At 43.2% G+C, this 18,820-nt stretch carries 22 protein-coding genes; 1 reads left to right on the top strand and 21 read right to left on the bottom strand.

Going from position 1 to position 18,820, the window contains the following annotated elements; genetic code table 11:
* Window positions 1–52 precede the first annotated feature (52 nt).
* The 14 genes from AB1F57_RS01915 to AB1F57_RS01850 form a co-directional block, all read right to left on the bottom strand.
* Window positions 53–907, bottom strand: a complete 855-nt coding sequence (locus tag AB1F57_RS01915; protein WP_174852706.1) for a type IV secretion system protein — start codon at window positions 905–907, stop codon at window positions 53–55.
* Between the two features lie 16 nt (window positions 908–923).
* Window positions 924–1,166, bottom strand: a complete 243-nt coding sequence (locus AB1F57_RS01910) for a hypothetical protein (RefSeq protein WP_174852705.1) — start codon at window positions 1,164–1,166, stop codon at window positions 924–926.
* A 17-nt stretch (window positions 1,167–1,183) separates the two neighbouring features.
* The gene (locus AB1F57_RS01905) at window positions 1,184–2,980 is read right to left on the bottom strand and encodes a VirD4-like conjugal transfer protein, CD1115 family (RefSeq protein WP_367986324.1); all 1,797 of its coding nucleotides are present in this window, start codon (window positions 2,978–2,980) and stop codon (window positions 1,184–1,186) included.
* A gap of 22 nt (window positions 2,981–3,002) precedes the next feature.
* Window positions 3,003–3,491, bottom strand: a complete 489-nt coding sequence (locus tag AB1F57_RS01900) for a hypothetical protein (protein ID WP_170242187.1) — start codon at window positions 3,489–3,491, stop codon at window positions 3,003–3,005.
* Window positions 3,492–3,568: 77 nt separating this feature from the next.
* Window positions 3,569–4,150, bottom strand: a complete 582-nt coding sequence (locus AB1F57_RS01895) for a CPBP family intramembrane glutamic endopeptidase (protein WP_170242188.1) — start codon at window positions 4,148–4,150, stop codon at window positions 3,569–3,571.
* 2 nt (window positions 4,151–4,152) lie between these two features.
* The gene (locus AB1F57_RS01890) at window positions 4,153–4,386 is read right to left on the bottom strand and encodes a transcriptional regulator (protein WP_170242189.1); all 234 of its coding nucleotides are present in this window, start codon (window positions 4,384–4,386) and stop codon (window positions 4,153–4,155) included.
* Window positions 4,387–4,395: 9 nt separating this feature from the next.
* The gene (locus AB1F57_RS01885; protein ID WP_170242190.1) at window positions 4,396–4,779 is read right to left on the bottom strand and encodes a hypothetical protein; all 384 of its coding nucleotides are present in this window, start codon (window positions 4,777–4,779) and stop codon (window positions 4,396–4,398) included.
* 9 nt (window positions 4,780–4,788) lie between these two features.
* Window positions 4,789–5,217 (bottom strand): hypothetical protein, encoded by a 429-nt coding sequence (locus AB1F57_RS01880; protein WP_367986003.1) that lies wholly within the window; start codon window positions 5,215–5,217, stop codon window positions 4,789–4,791.
* Window positions 5,201–6,556, bottom strand: a complete 1,356-nt coding sequence (dcm, locus tag AB1F57_RS01875; protein WP_318830185.1) for a DNA (cytosine-5-)-methyltransferase — start codon at window positions 6,554–6,556, stop codon at window positions 5,201–5,203. Before dcm ends, AB1F57_RS01880 begins: the two co-directional genes overlap by 17 nt.
* Window positions 6,557–6,713: 157 nt before the next feature.
* The gene (locus tag AB1F57_RS01870) at window positions 6,714–7,538 is read right to left on the bottom strand and encodes a replication initiator protein A (protein ID WP_367986002.1); all 825 of its coding nucleotides are present in this window, start codon (window positions 7,536–7,538) and stop codon (window positions 6,714–6,716) included.
* Window positions 7,535–7,708, bottom strand: a complete 174-nt coding sequence (locus AB1F57_RS01865; RefSeq protein WP_170242194.1) for a hypothetical protein — start codon at window positions 7,706–7,708, stop codon at window positions 7,535–7,537. The genes AB1F57_RS01870 and AB1F57_RS01865 overlap by 4 nt, the downstream gene beginning before the upstream one ends.
* 229 nt (window positions 7,709–7,937) lie before the next feature.
* A complete protein-coding gene (locus AB1F57_RS01860) occupies window positions 7,938–9,218 on the bottom strand; it encodes a bacteriocin-associated integral membrane family protein (RefSeq protein ID WP_367986001.1) in 1,281 nt (426 codons plus the stop codon).
* A gap of 68 nt (window positions 9,219–9,286) precedes the next feature.
* Window positions 9,287–9,535 (bottom strand): lactococcin 972 family bacteriocin, encoded by a 249-nt coding sequence (locus tag AB1F57_RS01855; RefSeq protein ID WP_170238690.1) that lies wholly within the window; start codon window positions 9,533–9,535, stop codon window positions 9,287–9,289.
* 81 nt (window positions 9,536–9,616) lie between these two features.
* Entirely contained in the window at window positions 9,617–9,742 is a 126-nt protein-coding gene (locus tag AB1F57_RS01850) for a hypothetical protein (protein WP_280921705.1), read from the bottom strand.
* 191 nt (window positions 9,743–9,933) lie between these two features.
* Between AB1F57_RS01850 and AB1F57_RS01845 the strand changes: the two genes are divergently transcribed.
* Complete coding sequence (locus AB1F57_RS01845; RefSeq protein WP_367986000.1) at window positions 9,934–10,794, top strand: helix-turn-helix domain-containing protein; 861 nt, start codon at window positions 9,934–9,936, stop codon at window positions 10,792–10,794.
* A gap of 284 nt (window positions 10,795–11,078) precedes the next feature.
* Here the strand turns inward: AB1F57_RS01845 and AB1F57_RS01840 are convergent, their stop codons facing one another.
* From AB1F57_RS01840 to AB1F57_RS01810, 7 genes are all read right to left on the bottom strand, one after another.
* Entirely contained in the window at window positions 11,079–11,864 is a 786-nt protein-coding gene (locus AB1F57_RS01840) for an L-threonylcarbamoyladenylate synthase (RefSeq protein ID WP_014638675.1), read from the bottom strand.
* A gap of 277 nt (window positions 11,865–12,141) precedes the next feature.
* The gene (gene leuD, locus AB1F57_RS01835; protein ID WP_167785594.1) at window positions 12,142–12,735 is read right to left on the bottom strand and encodes a 3-isopropylmalate dehydratase small subunit; all 594 of its coding nucleotides are present in this window, start codon (window positions 12,733–12,735) and stop codon (window positions 12,142–12,144) included.
* Entirely contained in the window at window positions 12,735–14,114 is a 1,380-nt protein-coding gene (gene leuC, locus AB1F57_RS01830) for a 3-isopropylmalate dehydratase large subunit (protein WP_367985999.1), read from the bottom strand. Before leuC ends, leuD begins: the two co-directional genes overlap by 1 nt.
* Window positions 14,111–15,163 carry a 3-isopropylmalate dehydrogenase gene (gene leuB / locus AB1F57_RS01825; protein ID WP_367985997.1) on the bottom strand — a complete coding sequence of 351 codons (1,053 nt, stop codon included), beginning with the start codon at window positions 15,161–15,163 and terminating at the stop codon, window positions 14,111–14,113. The genes leuC and leuB overlap by 4 nt, the downstream gene beginning before the upstream one ends.
* 8 nt (window positions 15,164–15,171) lie before the next feature.
* Window positions 15,172–16,734, bottom strand: coding sequence for a 2-isopropylmalate synthase (locus AB1F57_RS01820; protein WP_367985996.1), 1,563 nt, complete (start codon window positions 16,732–16,734; stop codon window positions 15,172–15,174).
* A 328-nt stretch (window positions 16,735–17,062) separates the two neighbouring features.
* Complete coding sequence (locus AB1F57_RS01815; RefSeq protein ID WP_024378839.1) at window positions 17,063–17,296, bottom strand: GlsB/YeaQ/YmgE family stress response membrane protein; 234 nt, start codon at window positions 17,294–17,296, stop codon at window positions 17,063–17,065.
* 90 nt (window positions 17,297–17,386) lie between these two features.
* A complete protein-coding gene (locus AB1F57_RS01810) occupies window positions 17,387–18,628 on the bottom strand; it encodes an aminopeptidase (protein ID WP_105138361.1) in 1,242 nt (413 codons plus the stop codon).
* Between the last annotated feature and the right edge of the window lie 192 nt (window positions 18,629–18,820).

Below are 18,820 nucleotides of genomic sequence, written 5' to 3'. Positions count from 1 at the left end.
ATCTAATATGAGTATCAAAAAAGATTGGGAGGAACGTCCTTCCCAATCCTCCTTACATGCCTAGGATACTTCTGGCAGTCCGTTGACTGCCCACCAAGGCAATGATCAATAAAATAGCCTGGACTAAACCACCAAAGGCAGTCGCTAGCGTCTCCATCACTCCCGCACCATTTGAGAGTGCTAATTTCCCAGCTGATTCAAAGAGGGGAACAAGGGAGATGATTAAGAAAATCAAGACCCCTTGAAGGGCATAGACCATGATATTTTTCAGGTAGCCAATCCCAACGCTTCGCCAGTCATCACTAAGGAAAGTCGGAATCGTTAAAGGTGCAAAAGGAATCATGAGATAGAGTTGGATAAAGCGAATGGTAATGAGGAGATTCACCACCATCACACTCACTAATCGCACCAACCATATCAGAATGGCAAAAAAGCCAACAATCAGTTTTCCAATAATTCCTGACCCTTTAAGTCCTGAAATGGTCTCATAAGTCGTTCCCCCATGAGAAACGACACCAGCTACGCCTTCAATGATGTGAGAAGCAACGGCTAAGATGGCTTCTACAATAACGGTGGTGTTGGTAATGACCACAGCTACCATGATATAAGAGACAATCATTGGGGCAATAGCTTCAAAGGTCATGGCACCACCTGAATTGGCAATTTTCTTAGCCATCTTAGAAAACTCAAGGACTAAAACGACTGCTAAGATAGCCACTCCCAAGGGCTGCATCACTCCTTTTGTGACAGCTGACATATAAGACCACACGGTTGGGTTATAATCCGCAAGGGATTTGACCAAGTTGGCCGTCGATTCCAAGTCCACGTTAAAACCTTCAAAAAGGCTATCGCTCGAAATTTTCTCTGACGCTAGAAAGACAAAAGCTGAAGGTAATGTGTTGTTCATGTCATACTTAGCCCTCCTAAATGGTAATTTGAGTGATAAAGGCACCAGCGGCACCTACCATAACACCACCCACAATTTCTAAGATGGCATTTCGGACACCAGGTCCACCATCTTTGATATTGGTTGATAGGTTAATAATGCCCATGACGACAAGAAAGGTGCCTGTCGCAACCATTCCTTTTTGTAAGAGCGCCATGGCTTGGGCAAACATGGAACTAGCGTCCACGCCATAAACAAAGCCTATTAATTTTTGGTTCATACGATTACTCTTTTCTATTAGTGTAGTGTGGTTTCTTGGCTTAAATCCCTAACCTTGTGGTCTGAGGGTTCAAACGGAACTTCCTCTGTTTTGAGGGGGTCAATGTGGTAATGCCACCAACGTTCATCTGACTCCTTATCCGCTAAGTATTGCCAGTTCTTATGTTTCAAAGGAAAATACTTCTTTTCCTTAAAGACTGGAACCCCTGCAATTCTCACCAAGCACTCATCACGTTTCATGTTTCCGACTTCATCAGGGGTCATGAGATTCCTTGCGATTTTCTGATGAGACGTTGACCCAGACCCTGTTTGGCCATACGACCGACTGGTACTTCTCACATCAATGGTTTGTTTGCCTAAGAGACCACTCATGAACTTGAAGGTCTCTTCATCATTGCCTCCAAGATAAAGCAAGCTATCACAGTTTCCTAGAATGGTTTTCCAAGCCTCCTTCTCCTTATAAAGACCTTGAAGTTGGGCAATGTTTTGAAGAATGGGTACGAGACTCATGTTTCGTGAGCGAACCGTTGAGGTTTGTTCCGCAAAGTCTGGAATTTCGCCGACATTGGCAAATTCATCTAAATAACTTCTCACGTGGATAGGCAATTGTCCCTTGAAGTCCACATCAGCTTGTCTCGTTAAAGTTGAAAAGACGGTGGAGAAAAAGAGGGCTGAAAGAAAGCGAAAGGTGGTGTCATTATCTGGAATAACGAGATAGACCATAGTTTTCTGCGTTCCCCATGTTTTTAAGTCCAAGGTGTCACGTTTGGTTAAATCAATGACGGATTGGATATTAAAGAGGGAAAACTTAGCTGTTGTGACGGCAATTACTGAATCCAAGGTCTTATCCTTGTAGTTTTGGAAGTCTGCCCAGTTACGCATGGTGAAGTTTTCTGTCCCATATGTCTTGGCATAGGTCTCAAACATCACTTCTAAGACACTCTTATCTTGATTTTCTCCTTTGGATAAGAGCTTGATGAGTTTTCCAATTTCAGAAAAAGAGGGGTAACGCCCACGCTTACGGCGACTGTCTGCTTCTTCTTTGGTACTGCCTGGAGGATTGTAAAAATCCACCAAGTAAGAGGAAATAGCACGGACTAAGGTCATGGAAGCCTCATCCCAAAAGGGATCACTGCGACTGCCATTGCCTTTGGTATTATTGAAATAGACCGTAAGCATACGGTTCAAATCATTCTCCGTTTCCACATAACGAAAAGGGTTAAAACCATCTGAGTTGGTCATGTTTACGAGGTCTAAGACCTTGACCTGATAGCCATTTTCTAAAAAGAGCTTCCCTGTCTTTTCAGCCAAATGGTCTTTAGGGTCAACGACAATATTGGAACAGTTAAGCTGAATCAGATTGGGTTTGACAAACCGAAAGGTCTTCCCGCTACCAGACCCACCAATGACCACAAGGTTCTTGTTTCGGTCAAACTGTGGGGCTTTCTTTTCTAACAGGGTTAGCCTAACATTACGCGACAAAATGGTGTCATTAAAAGGATTCTTACTGAGAAAGGCTTTACGCTCACGACTATTCCCAAAGCGAGCAGAGCCATATTCAGCCCCTTCTCGGTAAACCTTTTGACCAGTTGAGACGTAAAGATAGACTAGGCCCATCGTCACAAGCCCAAAGCAAAAGCCTAAAACTGATCTACCAGTAAAATGACCATTCCACAAGGGATTTAAGACCTGATTCTGTCCTTCGCCTAAGAGATAGGCAAGGCGTTCCAAGGGCGGTTGATTAGGTAGGCTATCGTAAAGCAAGACTAGCCGATGGCAGAAATAGCCAAGAGCAAGCCCTAAAATACCAAAGATAAAAACTTTTTCCCTGAGACCATTAGAGAATGACCTCCTTTGTTTTCACAGCAGAGGGTTCTGACATCACAATCTGTTCCTTGGCTTGTGCGATTTCCTCATCAAGAGTTTTATCCATAGTTAGCCCTTTCAGTTTTTCTGGATTGGAAATCAACTTCTGAAGCAACTCATCTAAGTGCTTGTCTAAGAGCGACTTATCCTTAGCATAGAAATGAAGGTAATCTCCTTGCCAACTAATGGCAATAGGAAGGTTTTCTGATTCCACCAATTCCTTAAATTTCTCGACATCAACGGGTTTATCCAAAATGTCTTTTGAGATGTTAAGCGACTCAATGGCATATGGACTTTGAAGGAGTTCTTCTAACTTTTGAACCCCAACTTTATATGCCGAGTCTTGTGCTAGGGCGTGTCTAGCTGACCACTCTAAAAGTTTGAGAAGGACCTTCACCGTAAACATAGCACTCCGTTCCGCATATTGAATCGCTTGGCGTTCCTGTTGTTCGGATGACATCATTTCCTCCTTTATGTGATTCCCTTATCAAAACAATAGGGTGCTTTCATGATACGAAAGTACCCTTGATTTTGGTATCACAATAAAGATAGGAAAAAGACAATTCCGTTCCAAGACAGGTGAATAAGTGTGGACGTTAAGCAGTCTGTTTGCCCTCTCACCACACCAAGTGTGAGACCTAAACTCCCATAAAGCACCCAAGTGAATAGACTGGATGGGTGATGAGCTAAAGCAAAAAGGGAACTTGTTAACAAAACTTGAACCACTGGTTGAGACAAGACTCCCCACAACACCTCTCTATAAAAGACTTCTTCCACAACACTGGCATTAAGGAGAAAGAGAATGAAAGACAACATTGGTACTTGGCCTTGAACAGTCACTAACGTCTCTTGATTTGCCTCACTGCCTAAAAACATGTCACTCATGATAAGTGCCAGACTTACCATGACACCTAGACTACCAAGTACCCAAAGCCCTCTCTCCTTCAAGGATAGGTTTCTTTTAGGGAACTTAAACCTTTTCCAGCTCCACAATAGCAGGGCTAGAAACGTCACTTGTAAAACGTGTAACCATGCCCCATTTAGCCAACCAACCAAGTACAAACTCACAAGGAGGACATTGACATGAATGGCTCCGTACATCACTACTAGACGTTTCATCGCTATCTCCTAAACAAGTCTTCATAGTCAATCTCTAAGACAGTCACTATTTTCTCCACCCATTTGCCTTGTGGCATCAGGCGATGAGATTTGTAGTGGCGAAAGGTTTGGTAGAGGCGCTTAAACTCACTAGGATAAACGTATTGCCCCTTAAACATCTGTCGAGCAAGGTCAGCCCATGACAGTCCTTTTTCCATAACGATAATTTCCAAATTTTCCCAAAAGCGTTCGTTCATAACTCCTCCTTATGTCGTCATGTCCTTAAAAAGATGTTCACGAAAGGAAACTACTTTTTGACTTCTCGGAAGAAAGGTTCTCGCTTCTTCTAAACTCATATCGGGATACACGTTATCCTCACAAACCACAATCGGGAGACGAAGATTCTGGTCAGGTTTCCGTAGAACTAACGTCACTAACTCACTCAATTTCATCTCTCTATGACCTTTAAATCGTTGTAGCGAAGGGGATAAGAGCGTAAAACAATCACTGCTTTTGGTAAACAACCTCAGTAATTCCTCACGTGATAGATGACTCACTTCTTTACAGGAGTAGGAAATACCATGCGAGTCACAAAAAGACAGGAGTTTTTGATTCCGACTGGTATTTCGACTTAAATAGATTTCTAACATCGCTTCCTCCTACACAGATATCTCCTTCTCTAATGCTTGAGTTGGTGGGGTAAACACCTTACTCATATCAATAGGTGACCTGCCTTCACCAAAGCACTTCACTGTTATTAATGTGGTGACGACATCATTCTTATCATTCCAAGAATAGCCTTGCCCATATGCCCTAAAGGCGAGATTGTTCTCATCCGTTAGATAAGTATCAACACCATTTTTGATGTCTTGGGTTTCAATAAACTTAAAAATACGGTGTAAGTTGGACTCATAAGCTAACGGATAATTCATTTCTTTGTGGTAGTCATCTTCAAAAGTGACATCAATGTCACAATCATAATTGGGTAAAGAAGCAATCATTTCCGAAAATCTCTCTACTTCTGCTTGATGTATGACTTCTTCTAGCTCCGTGCAGTTCCTAATACTTTTACTATGTAATAATTTCATGTTTTTCTTCCTCTTCAATCTTTCTAAATTCTCTAGCAATGGCCTCGATAACGGTGACGGTCACGCTATTGCCTGCTTGTTTATACAACTGGCTTTTACTGGATACGTTCTCAGCTCTGTCATAAGCCCAATCAGGAAACCCCTGAAGTCTAAAACACTCTCTTGGGGTTAGGCGTCTGATTCTCAAACGATACAGTTTTCCATCTAGGATTATTCCAGTCACTTCATACCACTTGTCCTTACGGTATTCCAAAGCAGCAACAACCACTCCCATATTGTCAGAAGTGGTTAAAGTATTTGAAATCCCCTTTCCCACTCGTCCTCTGCGTTTGGTAGACTCTGGGTAAGCAAGGTTGACAGAATCTCCCACTATTGCCTTGGCATACCCTAGTTTAGTCGCTTCCCTAATTTTCAAATGTGGCGCTTCTTCACGACAGAGAATCTTAGGAACTTTATCCCCTCCTTGCATGGTTGTCAACGTTGGAGAAAGCCCTGAAAGGTCATAGACACGTCCAGTTTGGATAAAAGAAGTTGGTAAAGTTCCTGCGACAACTACACCATGCCGATCTTGGCTAGTTAAAGTAAACATCGGATCATCGTTCCCTTTAAAACGTCTCCCATGTTGACGTTTTTCTAGCCTATCAGGGGTTAAGACAGGAATGGCAATTTTAGTTCCCTCACCTTTTCCTCTGGTTAAGGTTGGTGCTAGCCCACGTGATAAATAGACTTCCCCATTCATGCCATTTCCTGATGGATTAACATTACCTAATCGTTCAAGACGAGTTGAGCTACTTTCTCCTCTGAGAGGAAATAGGAATCGGGGACGGTATCTTCTAGAATGTCCGATAATAAAAATTCTTTCACGGTTTTGCGGCACTTGGAAATCTTTACTGTTAAGCACCTGCCATTCGACATCATACCCCAACTCATCCAATGTGGTGAGGATTGTTCGAAATGTCTCTCCCTTGTCGTGACTGAGTAAGCCCTTGACATTTTCGAGGAATAAAAAACGTGGTTGGATCTGTTTGGCCGCTCGAGCAATCTCGAAGAACAAAGTTCCCCTAGTATCCTCAAATCCCAATCGTCTGCCTGCGAGTGAAAATGCCTGGCAAGGGAATCCCCCACAGATGATGTCCACTTGCCCTCTAAGTTGTCTAAAGTCCTGATCTGTGACTTGTCTAATATCATGAAATTCTATTTCTCCTTTGGTCTCATAGATGGCCTTGTAAGATTTCCTCGCAAACTTGTCAATCTCACAAAAGCCAATACACTCATGGCCCTGACGAGTTAACCCCAGTCGAAAGCCTCCAATTCCTGCAAATAAATCTAAAAACTTCATGTCTCTCATTCCTTTCTGACAAAATTAAAAAGGACCTTACTTCTTGCGTAACGTCCTTTCTTAACAATGATCTTCCATTTCTGGGGCAGTGATTAGTTCAAAAATGAACCAAATCATTCCTAATCCCCAAATACCTAATAATATCCACCAAAACATCTTACTCACCCCCTTTTAGTTCTTTTAAGCGTTGGACCTTGGTCCATTCGGATAAGACGCCATTAAAGACGTATTCCGCTATCGTTTCTGATTTATCCGCAAACCTCATATTCTCTAAAGCGTACTGATACCGATTATCAAAATAAATCATGGCGTAATCACTAGCAGCCTGTGAAAGACCAACTTGTCTCAACTGGTCATGAACCAAGCCCCAAATGTAATCTCTGTCGTATCTTGTGACTCGGTCTACTTTACGTTGAAAATTGTCGTTGTCACATTTCTTACTTGTTTGACTTTCTTTCTCCTCCTCTTCCTCAATGACTGACTCACTCTCTTTAGTTTCACTCATATCAGTCTCACTAACTTCAGTCTCACTAGTGGCTGAATTTAAGACTGGCCCCGGCTGATTTTGATACCCCCCTAGTATTTTTTGAACACTACCCCCGTTTGAATTTGAGACTGGGGTAGGTTCATGTTCCAACTCACCTAAGTAAATTTTATTCGCCAAACGTCCTTTTTCACTGGAAGATTGTTGGACTTCATCTATCAAACCATACTCTCGTAAGGTTTTCTTAATCGTCAATAATTTTGACTTGGAACAGCCAAGAAGTGCCATGAGTTTGGAGTTGGAATAGACCAAATAAATAGCTCCATCTTCATCTATCCAACCTTTACTCAAGGACAACTCTAAACGGTCTTTTAGAACAGCATAAGCAACCTTAACCTCAAGTTTCATGTCCTTGTAGCGCTCACTCTCAAACAAGAGTTTAGGGAGCTTATAATAACGCTCTGACGTTTGATAGTGATTTGCGGTGATACGTTTCATGATTGTCCCTCCAACACTAATAAACCAACATTCCCCATGTCATCAAACTGGATTAAGCCAGACTCTTCCATCTCACCAACTATCCATGTCGCTTTCTCAATATCGATTCCCATGATAGCCATGAGATGACACATCACAATTTGTCGTGATGACTGTTCATTCTTATGCATGATTTTCCTCCTGAAAATAAAAAAACGAGAACACTTATTAAAATGTTCTCGTTTACGTTGAAACATCTAATCTTTGTGTCTTCCACAGACAGGCAAGATAAAAACGCTAACTTCAATCTCCTTTTTTTGCACTTTTTTGAGTCCTCCTAGACCATCTGGAATAAATACAAAATGTTTAAAAAACTGCTTGAAATCAAGGATTCTCAGCATTCCTTCTTTTGTAGCTTCACTACAGCCTCGGTCCTTGTTGTAAGGAGGACATTTTGCTCTTAAATTCTTCTGAAACCTGTATATTCTGAAGTTCTAAATAGTTGGGAGTAACAAAGATTGTATGACCAGAAGGAGCGTAATCAAATTTGTTGATTCCATCCGATTCATCACCTTGTAAATATCTGTTCAAATTATTCTTAACAAATAAGGCACCGTGGTTTTGTATAGCCACCTTAGCAAACTGATACCAACGACTATCTTGCTCTTCTTTGCTCATTTCTCCATTAAAAGCAGCACCATAGCTGTAAGAAGCTTGGTAGTAGTCCTTATTCTTATCCCATGCTTCCACACCTTTCTCCACCGTCTGTAATTCATTAAAGTGTATGAGTGTTCGATTTACCGTCCAGCCAACAACTAAAATCGAAGCTAATTGACCTAACAACATGAGAGCCAGCAAGCGTTTTAACGGAAGTTTCCCTTTTAAAACTTCAACTAAAGTTATAACCTTTAAGCCTAGAACATATACTAAACTCAAGGAAAGAGATAAGATAAACAATGTCACCACAAACAGAGCAATACTTAGTAAAATTATTGAGAGAGTTAAATCATTTAGCAACTGTAGATAAAAAAGAATTGATACTGCTAGACTAGCATTGATAAGATAAGTCAATCCCAGTATCACTCCGTCTGTCGTTAAGGGCAAGAATATAATTTTTGCAAAACTCTGTCCGGACACTCTTCGGATTCCTGCGCTTCTTAAGTCTTTGATGCGATAAATTAGGGTCAATGAAACAAATGTCAAGAGACAAAGAGCAATACTGACGAGAAATTCTTCGCTCATCAAGAGTGAATAAATAGAATAATAAATAGAATAGCCTGACGAAATCCAGGGGCTATAACCTTCCTGTTTGATTACCTCAGCTAATTTGTCACTTGTCAGAGAACCAGATACAATCAAATAACTATTTACTAGGTCACTTGTCTCCACACTGACTTTAGAAGCACGCTCCCAACCTTTTGGTAAACTTCCTTCTCCGTACACTTCGTATACAAACTTGACCTTTCCATTTTCTTGTGGCTCGACAATACGCCTTGCAATAACGCTATCTGTCTGAATTGCTAAGCCGTTTAAAGCATCTGTAAATTCTTCGCGACTGGATAATTCTGAATTGCCACTACGACCGACAATATCAACAGCATTGTAGCTTAAAAATTGTAATTGTTGATTTTCCTGCTGGATTCTGATCACTATAAATACAGATAGCAACACTGTTGATAGGAAAATAAACCACTTCCTCATCTCTATCTCCTTACTTAAAAAAAAACAGCTAGGCTAAGAACTACTCAACCTAGCTGTTGCTAATAATATCACCAGTAATTGTAATAAAATGCAGCGGGTTCCCCAAATTCGGTTCGAATATAGGCACGAGAAGTTTTACCAGGATCTGCGAACGCTTTCGCTGAGTTAGAATTTTTACGGCTAACTACTGTCGAACTATGGTGCTTACTGCCGTGATAGTAATTAGAAAAAGCTCCATTATTTGTAGCTCCATAGGTCCAAACACCACCATCAGGATACTGTACCGCTGCAGCTACTGTTGGAATCACTGTAAACATTGTCAAAATAGCACCGAATAAAGCGAATGACTTTTTTCATAATAGTCCCTTCTTTCTATTTCTACCAATTTAAGTATATAGTTACCCCACCAGATGAGTTGTCGGTTGGGTTTCTAATGGATTTTCTTCTGGCAGACCAAAAATACGAATGACCGAGATAAGTAAGACCAATATAGCAATTGTCATATATGCAACCTTCTTTTTCATCCTTCCCCTCCTCCTCTCTGATGGGATCTTTTCTTGTATACCTCAACTCCTACCAAGAATATCGTTTCCGCTCTTCTTTTTCCTTTCTACTTGATAGAAATCTCTGTATATTTTCTATCAATATGATATACTATTTTTATAAAGCTTATTCATTTTGTTGCATATAATCACATTTTTTCAAGGAGTATATTATGCGGTGGGATTACGGAAGTGTCTATAAGAGCATTCGGAAAAGCAAGCATTTGAGTCAAGAGCAGGTTTGTGGTGATTATCTCAATCGCACGACCTTGGTTCGCTTTGAGAATAATCAAACCATTCCCAGCTATGAGCTCATGCGCTTCTTGCTCAAGCAAGTAGATATGACCTTCGAGGAATTTGAATACCTCTGTAACTACTACCAACCCAGCCAACGCCAACAGTTACTCTATGATATAGATAATCTCAGAAATCCAACCACTAAGACCATGGAGGATTTGATAAACCGTTGCCAGGACCACTTGAAAAAAGAGCCCAATGATGTTCCTATCCGTCGAAAATGTCAACTTTTAGAAACTGTAGTAGCTGTTCGAAAAAGTACTTCTTTCAATCAACTTTCCGACGAGGCTGAAGCCCTGTCCAAACTCCTCTGGTCCCAACTAGAACGATATGACAACTGGTACCATAACGATATTATCTTAGTAGGCACTCTTTTGTCCAAGATTTCTTCATTTGATACCCTTGAAGAAACTGCCAATCTTCTTCTTAAACGATTGGAAAAATACAAGGATTACAAGAAAATTCAACCCACTATACTGTCACATTATCGTTCACTTTCTTATTTTTTCTTGGAACAAAAACAGTACAACAAGTCTACTTTTTTTGCCACCAAACTCATGAACCTAGCCAAGAAAGAAAAACGCTATGACCAACTAGCCCGTGCCTATGTCTATCTAGGTATAGCCCAAAACAAGCAAGAACTAATGGAAAAAGGGTTACAAATCTTAGAACTGACAGACGAGAAAAGGCTAGTCGACAACCTCCAATTTCTTATCAAACAGCACAAAACTGACTGAAATATCGGTCAGTTTTTTATGTGAGTACGAAAAAACGACCCTTTCGGATCGTTCCTATTTATAGTTTATAGTCTTCAGTTTGCTTTTAGTACTTGCTCTAACTGTCTGGGAGACAGTTAGAGGTTGGAAATAAAACGAACACTGTTCGTGTCAACGAGCTGCAGGCATAACTGGAGTTAGGCAAGGTGAGTTCAAATAATGATGAAATTATTTGAAGTTGGAAATAAGGAAACGGAGTTTCCTCGTTCGTCGAAGTAATAAAAGATAAACTGAATGATTATATCTTAATAGTATTCCCCTTGTCTATAGTCCCAAGAGTTGAAATGGTCAGACAGGTGCATCATGATTTTATCAATGTCCAGACCCTTACGGATAACAACTGGGCATGGGCTGATAGAACGGCTATCTGCACCTTGTTCTGGAATGAGTTTACCATCTTTGTCTACCATAGACACCATAACCCCTTGCTCATAGCGGGTTTCAATGGTCTTATCTGGCTGGATAGATGCCACATAGTCATCCGCCTCGATAATCAAGTCTACTTTAGACGCGATACGCTCACCGATACCTTCTACCTTACCACGATTTCCCTTACCTGATGGATTGGCAGAAGAAGCGTAGACCATACGACCTTCTTTTTCCCACATTTCCTTGGCAATCTGCTCGCCCGCCACGCCAAACTTGATTACAAAGCAAGAAGTCCCACGAACGTCGGTCATCAACTCTTCACGACCATCGCCATAGGCTTGCAACTTAGCATAAGCCTCTGGTTTCCACGGTAGGATACAACCCAACAAAATGTCCTCATCCCAATGTTTTTGGTAGAAGGCATCAATCTCAGGCGTCAGCTGCGCCAACTCACGAAGCTCCTCCATGCTACCACAAAGGACCACACCCGGCTTATTACGCTTACGCTCTTTGGCATCAAACTTCCGCTCCAAGCCAGCCTTGTCAGCAGTCATGATGATGTAACCAACCTTCGTCGGGCAGACAATCACGCCTCCCTCACCCTTAATAATGTCAAATCCTTCTTGTGAAAGTGCGCCATCCCAGTGAATTTGTTTCGTCATAATAGTTTCCTCTTTTCTTTTGTTTCATAGCAGAGCGACCTGCTTGTTTTTTTCATATTTCGTAGGAGTCTTTCAGTTTGCTTTTAGTACTAGCTCTAACTGTCTGGGAGACAGTTAGAGGTTGGAGATAAAACGAACATTGTTCGTGTCAACGAGCTGCAGACAGTACTAAAGTACGGCAAAGCGAGTTCAAATAATGATGAAATTATTTGAAGTTGGAAATAGGGAAACGGAGTTTCCTCGTTCGTCGAAGTAATAAAAGATAAAATGAAAGACTCTATTCTTGCCAGTAGCTTGGGCGATTCCCCTCATACTCCTCAATCAAATCCTGATACTGAAGGGTAATCCCAATATCATCTAGACCGTTGAGTAATTTGTGTTTCCAATCTGCATCGATTTCAAAATCAAATTCTCCGACTGGTGAGATAATCTTTTGCTGGTAGAGATCCACAGTCACCTCATCAGTTGATGCCAGCGAAGCCAATTTCTCCCGAACCTCACGAGGCTGAACGATTGGCAAGATGCCATTGTTGAGATCATTGTTATAATGAATATCCCCGAAGGAACCAGCAATGATAACCTTGAAGCCATAGTCAGCTAGTGCCCAAGCGGCGTGCTCCCTAGACGAACCTGCCCCAAAGTTATCCCCTGTAATCAAGATCGTTGCCTGACGATATGGGGCCGTATTAAAGATAAAATCAGGGTCCTCAGTGTACTTGTTATCCAAATAACGCCACTCATACATGAGGTACTTGCCAAACCCCTTCTTATCAATCAACTTAAGAAACTGCTTGGGCAAAATCTGATCGGTATCAATGTTGTCATTCATGAGTGGAACGGTCGTACCAGTATAGATTGTAAACTTTTCCATCAGACCACCTCCAATTCACGGACATCCACAAAGCGTCCGGCAATTGCGGCAGCGGCGGCCATAGCTGGGCTGCACAGGTGGGTTCGCGATCCAACACCCTGTCGATCCTCAAAGTTTCGGTTACTAGTCGATGCACAGTGGACACCTGTCGGCACCTTATCTGGGTTCATCCCCAGACACATAGAGCAACCCGGATCCCGCCATTCAAAGCCAGCTTCCAAGAAAATCTTATCTAAGCCTAGTGCTTCTGCAGCTGACTTAACCGGCCTAGAACCAGGAACCACAATTGCAGTCACATGATCTGCCACACGTTTGCCTTCAACAATCTTTGCGGCCACCTGCAAGTCAGAAAGACGGGCATTGGTACAGGACCCCAGGAAAACATAGCCAATTTCAATATCCTTTGGACTTTGTCCAGGCTGTAAGTTCATGTACTTATACGCTCGTTCATCATTCATATCGCGAACCTCAGGAAAGGTCTCATCAAAGGATACCCCCATGGAAGGGTTGGTTCCCCATGTTACCATCGGTGCTAGATTCGAAACATCCATCTCGATGACCTTGTCATAAACTGCATCCGGGTCGGATACCAATGTCTTCCAATCAGCCACCGCTGCCTCAAAGTCTTTGGGGCGTTTTTCCTTGTCTGCTAGATAATCAAAAGTGGTTTGATCAGGGTTCATAATCCCCATCTTGGATCCGAACTCGATGGACATGTTACAAATCGTCATCCGTTCTTCCATGGTCAGAGCATCAATAGCCTCACCCACATACTCGACTACATAACCAACCCCCAGTGCCACACCATACTTAGCAATCAATGCTAAGACATAATCCTTGGAGTATATCCCCTTTTTCGGCTTACCAGTAAACCTTACTAAGAGCTTTTTGGGTTTGACCTGCCACAGGGTTTGAGTCGCAAAGACATGCTCTACTTCTGTTGTCCCAATCCCAAAGGCAATGGCGCCGAATGCTCCGTGGGTTGCCGTATGGCTATCTCCACAGACGATGAATTTCCCCGGCTGGGTCAAGCCGGTCTCTGGTCCCACCATGTGGACAATGCCTTGGTTGGCAGATCCATGTGGTGCATGTGGAATGCCGAACTCCGCCACATTGCGAGCTAAAGCATCCATCTGAGCCTTGGAAATGACATCACGAATATCATAAATATTAACCGTTGGAACATTATGGTCAAATGTACCAAAGGTCAATTCTGGCCGACGGACTTGACGTCCAGCCTCTCGCAGACCATCAAAGGCCTGGGGACTAGTCACCTCATGGATATAGTGTTGGTCCACATAAAGGAGTTGGGGCTGACCTTCTTGCCCTGTAATCACATGGCGGTCCCAGAGCTTATCGAAAATGGATTTTCCACTCATGGCGATCTCCTTTCAAGCTGTTCAATAATAGCCTCCGTCATTTCTTTGGTAGAGGCGCTACCACCTAGATCTTTAGTGAAAATGCCCTGTGCAAAGACCGCTTCGACAGCTTGGCGAATGGTCTGACCTGCTTGGACCAAATCAAAACTTTCTTCCAGCATCATGGCAACAGATAGGATCATACTGACCGGATTGGCAATGCCCTGACCTGCAATATCTGGAGCCGAACCATGAATAGGCTCGTAGAGACTTGGTCCGGCGACCGCATGACTGGCTGACGGCAAGACGCCCAAGGTTCCTGTCAAAACACTCGCCTCATCTGACAAAATATCTCCGAAAAGATTTTCGGTCACCAAGACATCAAATCGACTAGGATTGGTAATCAAGAGCATGGCTGCACTATCCACCAACTGGTGCTCCAATACCACATCTGGATAGTCCTTAGCCACCTCATCCGCTACCTTCCGCCACAATTTTGACGTTGCCAGCACATTTTGCTTATCAATGCTGGTGACTTTTTTTCGTCTTTTTTGGGCTAGGTCAAAGGCAGAGCGGACAACTCGTTCAATCTCTTTTGCCTGATAGGTATTGCTATCGCTGGCTTGGTCTGTTTCCAGAATATGCTCTCCAAAATAAATCCCACCTGTCAACTCCCGTACCATGACCAAATCCACACCGTCCAGCCGGTCGGCCTTCAGAGGAGAATAGTCTCTCAAGCTATCAAAAATTTTGACCGGACGGATATTGGCAAAGAGACCTAATTCCTTCCTAAGTTGAAGCAGACCTTGTTCTGGTCGAACAGCTGCATCATCATACTGAGGGCTACCGATAGCTGCTAACAAAATCGCATCCGCCTGACGGCAGGCTTGTAAGGTAGCATTTGGTAGAGGATGGCCAGCCGCATCAATCCCAGCGCCACCAAAAGCTCTCTCCTCAATCTCATAATCAAATCCTACTTGCCCAGCAACAGCCTTAAGGACTGCTAGGCCAGCCTCCATGATTTCAGGACCGATTCCATCACCAGCCAAGGCTACAATTTTTTTCGTCATATTTCCTCCTAGCTAGTTGGCAACTCTTTCTCAGATAATTTCTTATCAATCTGTCCGCTATTTTCTTTCTGTACCATGACATTGGCATGAATATAGGCAATTGCAGAAGCCTTCACCACGTCAAAGTCAATACCAGAGGCATTGAAGATAGTTTCCGTTGCCTTGTTTTCTACAGCGACAAGTACACGCGCCTGGGCATCGATACCGTCGGTAATAGCATCAATATGATACCGTTCCAAGCTGATTTCCTGCTGGAAGAATTGGTCAATGGCATTGAAGACTGCCTCAACCGAGCCCTTACCAGTCTCAGCAACAACCACTTCTTCCTCATCCAGATTGATAAAGGTCACCTGAGCCTGGATGCTACCGTCGTCCTGGGTATCCAGACGCAGGTCCTTGAATTGGAAACCGTCACGATTGGTAATCTCTGTTCCAACTACCAGAGCACGAATATCGGTATCGGTAACCTTTTCCTTCTTGTCGGCCAGGCTCTTGAAACGAGCAAAGAGAGTCGCTACATCCGCCTCTTCAAAATAGAGATCCAGCTCTTTCAGTTTCTCCACAAAGGCATGGCGACCTGAGAGTTTACCGAGTGGCAGAGAATTTTTCTTGACTCCGACCAACTCTGGCGTGATGATTTCATAGGTCAATGGATTTTTCAAGACACCATCCTGGTGAATGCCGGACTCATGAGAGAAGGCATTGCCACCGACCACGGCCTTGTTGCGCGGAATGGCAATTCCTGAAAAGCGTGATACTAGCTCAGACGTATTGAGCGTCTCGGCAAGGACGATTGGACTAGTCACGTTGTAGAAATCTTTCCGAATTTCAAGGGCAACGGCCACTTCTTCCAGCGCCGCATTCCCCGCCCGCTCACCAATCCCGTTGATGGTTCCTTCCACACGACCCGCACCATTTTTGATGGCCGCCAGCGTGTTGGCAACAGCCATTCCTAGGTCATTGTGGCAATGAGGACTAAAGATAATCTCGCGGTCTGACTTGACATTTGTGGTCAAATATTTGAAAATCTCACCGTAATGCTGGGGCGTTGTAAAGCCGACCGTGTCAGGGATATTGATGTAGGTCGCACCTGCATCTACCGCTGTCTGCACAACTTCTAGCAAATAATCCAACTCCGTCCGCGTCGCATCCTCTGGCGAGAACTCGACCACTTCAAAACGCTCGCGTGCATAGCTGACATGTTCAGTGATTTGCGCCAAAATTTCTTCTTTGGACTTTTGAAGTTTAAATTCACGGTGAATCGGACTGGTCGCAATGAAAACATGAATCTGCGGATACTTAGCATCTTTCAGAGCCTCATAACAAGCATCAATGTCTGATTTGACCGAACGGGCCAAACCAGTGACGGCCGTCTTGGTCATGGCTGCCGCAATCTGCTTGACCGCCTCAAAGGAATCTGGACTGGCCGCCGGGAACCCCGCCTCAATGGCTGAAATGCCCCATTTCTCCAATTGCTTGGCGATGGTAACCTTTTCCTTAATGGAAAAATTGACCCCCGGCGTCTGCTCACCGTCCCGCAGACTGGTATCTAGAAATTCAATAACTCGCATAAACATACCTTTCTAAGTTAAAAGAAAAACACCTCGAAGACCAGCGAGATGTTTTTCAACAGCGCCCGCTTGGTAAGCCAAACAGGACTAATGCATTCTTTCAGCACTAGCCCGACCGTCGCAACAACAAAGTAAAGAATTTTGTAGTGACAGTGTTCATTTGACTTTTCCTCTCTGTATTCTAATTGTTTACTATGATACCTCACTTATTTTCACTTGTCAACAGAAAAGTGGAAATTTTCTGAAAAATCCGAACAATGCGTCAATTCGTACAAATTATGATTAAAGAAAACCAAACCTCATCCGAAGTTTGGTTTTAAAGTTCATTCTAATTCCGTCTGGAACTGCTAAAAATCGCCACCAACAGTACTGCTCCAAAGACAGATGGAACCAAGGCCATGCCAGCAAATTGTGGTCCCCAATCACCAAAGAGCAACTGTCCAATCCATGAACCTGCAAGTCCAAGGATGATATTTCCAAGACAGCCACGACGGTCATCTGATGAGGTCAAAGCCCCAGCAATTAAGCCAATAATGGCTCCAGCGATAATACTTGATAACATCTTATTTTCCTGCTATTTTTACAAAATGGGAGTGGGAAAGAACTCTGAGAAGTGATCCTGGGCTTTTTGCCCAGTTTCATTCAAATATCATTAGATAGCCCATTCACCGTCACGGAAGATTGGTACACGGGTACCGTCTTCACGGATACCGTCAATGTTCATCTTGTTAGAACCAATCATGAAGTCCACATGGACATCAGAACGGTTGAGACCTGCTTCTTTGAGCTCTTCTTGGCTCATTTCCGTACCACCTTCGATAGAAAAGGCATAGGCTTGCCCAATCGCTAAGTGGTTTGAGGCATTTTCATCAAAGAGAGTGTTGAAGAAGGTTACACCTGATTGAGAGATTGGGCTCTTATCTGGTACAAGGGCAACTTCACCCAGACCGCGCGCTCCAGCGTTGTCAAAGACCAATTTCTTCATGACTTCGTCACCTTTTTCAGCAGTTACATCCACGATTTCACCGTCCTTGAAGGTTACCTTGATGCCTTCGATGATGTTACCGTTGTAGCTGAGTGGTTTGGTTGATGTTACATAGCCGTCTGCCACACGGTAGTCAGGTGCTGTGAAGACCTCTTCTGTTGGCATATTGGCGATAAACTTCTCACCTTGGGCATTGATCGAGCCAGCTGCTTCCCACAAGTGGTTTTTCGGCATACCGAGAACGAGGTCAGTTCCTGGTGCTGTATAGTGTAATTTGACAAACTGCTCGTCGTTAAGGACCTTGGCCTTAGCTACCAAGCGTGCCTCGTGCTCTTCCCAAGCCTTGATTGGATCTTCTTCATAGACACGGCAGGTCTTGAAGATTTGGTCCCAAAGGAGGTCCACTGCTTCTTCGTCAGAGGCTGCATTTGGGAAGACTTTTTTAGCCCATTCCAAACCAGAGGCTGCCCCAAGTGTCCAGCTGATCTTGTTAGCTTGAGATGCTTGTCGCATTGGGTTCAAAGCCTGGCTGAGAGCCCGTGCGTTGCGAGACAATTTCTCAGGATCAACACCATCGTAAGCACCTGGATCTTCTGACAAGACAACCAAACGGCTGGCCTTACGCTCCAAGAGGTAGTTCATTTCAGTTATGCGTTGTGGATGAACTTGTTCCAAGAGTTCCACATCAACATTAACCAATCGCTCACGTGCAATCACATCGTCCAACCAGTTGACCAAGACTTCAGCCGCACCGTGCGCATAAGCCTCTTTAACAATCAAACGAGCCAATTCAGCCTGTTCCACACCGATTGTCAATTGCACCGTGTGACCTGGCTGCACATTGATACCAGTTGAAACCAAGAGTTTAGCATATTTAGCGAGATTTTCTTTAAAATTTGGTAGTACCATTTTATTCTCCTTTGAAATGTAATACTAGATTATTGTATCATATTTTGAAGCTGGGCTGACAAAAAAACTTCCTGACTGAGACAGGAAGTTTAATTCATATTCATTTATAGATTCGGTTTTTATCCATCACCACTCTAGAACTTTACACTTATTAAGATAAGCTTACAAGGGGAAAGTTCCAATTTTCACAGG

This window comes from Streptococcus nasisuis (assembly GCF_040836615.1).
Lineage (GTDB): Bacteria > Bacillota > Bacilli > Lactobacillales > Streptococcaceae > Streptococcus > Streptococcus suis_V.
The sequence above is the reverse complement of the archived record's forward strand: the minus strand, read 5'-3'. Positions and strand labels throughout refer to the sequence as shown.